Raw genomic sequence first — 1,662 nt, 5'->3', positions numbered from 1 at the left:
GGTCCGGGCGCTGTACCTCGCGGTGGCCGGGATGTCGTTCGGTCCGATCGCGGACCTCGGCAAGGGCGTCCTCGGCGTCGCCGCGATCGTCGGCCTGGCGTCGCTGATCGGCGGCTGCGTGACGGTCGTCCAGGTCACCCACCGGCACTGAGCCGTGGCGACCGACCCGACACCTACACGTGGTGTGTGGCTGGCCGCCAGTCGCGTTCTCGGGCGTCCCGTGACCGCGAGCGAACCGTACCCACACATCTGCAACCGGTACGTCACCGGGGCAGTGACCGGCGAGCGTTTCCGCACTGAGCGGCGGGACTGCGCGGCCTGTCAGGAACACCTCTACAGACGCACCAACCCAACCGAACCGACGGCAACGGCCAACGCCGTGGAAAGCGACCGCTGCCGCCGGCCACAAGCCACCTGAAACCCCTTCAACGAAAGGAGGCGGCATCATGCAGCCTACCCAACACACCTCGATCGACCTGCCGGTCGGTGAGGACTGCCCGACCTGTAGGTCGTGGCACCTGCCGGACGAGCCGTGCTGGTTCACCAACTGCCAGAGCTGCGGCGGAGCGTTCGTCTTCGGCGGTTCGGCCGATCCCGAGTGCGGCACCTGCGCTTCGGCGCCGGAACTGCACGACGACGCGGAGGAGTCCGTGTCGGAGGTCGGGTTCACCCCGGCGAACACGCTGCGGGACATGGTCCTGTACACGGACCGGTACGGCTGGAACCAGGGCGACTACTACGACCGCACCGCTGCGGTGCTGTTCCCGCCGGCGTGCATCGTGGCCGGGCTCGGGATGGTCTGCTACGGCGAGCGGTTCGACGCCCCGGCGTTGCAGTTCGAGCACCCCGGGTTCGGGGAGTTCGAGGCCGCGATGGCGTGGCTGGAGCGCTACCTGGTCGATCGGTTCCCGGACGGGGACGACAACGGCAACCCGATGACGGCGTACGGGTTCAACGACGCCCGGGGCCGCACCTACGACCAGGTGCGTGCGGTCGTGTTGGCGGCGGCGGACCTGTGGGAGCGGATCTACCTGGGTCCGGTTCCCGGCCCGGAATGCTGCGGCACGTCGATGGCGGAGTGCCCGTCGTCGCCGAGCGTGGCGCTGGTCCCTGGTCCTGATGCGGATGTCTACGTCAGCCGGGTATTCCAGTGTGTCCACTGTGGACGCTGGGCCAACGTAGAGGTTGTTGACAGCCTCGAACGGGAGTACTTCATCGCGGACGCGTTCGGGCTCACCGATGGTGCCGACGACCCGCAGCTCGACTCCTACGAGTTGGACGTCCAGGAGCAGGGTGGCGCGTGCCAGCTCTGCGGCGCACCGGGCGGCTACCCGTTCTGTGCGAACGGCTTCGGCGGGTCTATCTCGTGTGCCGAGGTGGCGGCCGTGGATTTCCCCGGCGGTGCCGAATGAGCAAGAACACCGGCAAGCCCGGCTTGACGCCGAAACCGCGTAAGCGGGCCAAGCGTCAGGTGGAGAACGACGCCTACGGCGCGATGGTGCGTCGGATGGTGCGGGCCTACGGCCGCCGTGTCGGTAACGGTGACGTGGAAGCCCTGACGGGCCTCACGGATCTGGTGTCCGAAGTGGACACGGCGGTGCGGGTCGCGGTCGTTGGGCTTTACGACTTCGGCTACTCGTGGGCGGACATCGCTGCCCGGCT

The 1,662-nt window shown here is 68.5% G+C and carries 2 protein-coding genes; both read left to right on the top strand.

Translation table 11 applies throughout. The features are described from left to right. The first annotated feature begins 446 nt into the window (after nucleotides 1-446). Nucleotides 447-1,412 (top strand): DUF6197 family protein, encoded by a 966-nt coding sequence (locus Val02_RS46900; RefSeq protein ID WP_203905878.1) that lies wholly within the window; start codon nucleotides 447-449, stop codon nucleotides 1,410-1,412. Continuing rightward, nucleotides 1,409-1,662, top strand: a 254-nt coding sequence (locus Val02_RS46895; RefSeq protein ID WP_203905877.1) for a hypothetical protein, incomplete at its 3' end; no start/stop codon positions are given. The genes Val02_RS46900 and Val02_RS46895, both read left to right, overlap by 4 nt.

The organism is Virgisporangium aliadipatigenens, assembly GCF_016863615.1.
In the GTDB taxonomy this organism is placed as follows: Bacteria; Actinomycetota; Actinomycetes; order Mycobacteriales; family Micromonosporaceae; genus Virgisporangium; species Virgisporangium aliadipatigenens.
This window is presented reverse-complemented; position numbering and strand designations above follow the sequence as displayed.

Coding starts and splice junctions, on each gene's coding strand:
- Val02_RS46900 (WP_203905878.1), top strand. CDS start 447: ATGCAGCCTACCCAACACACCTCGATCGACCTGCCGGTCGGTGAGGAC.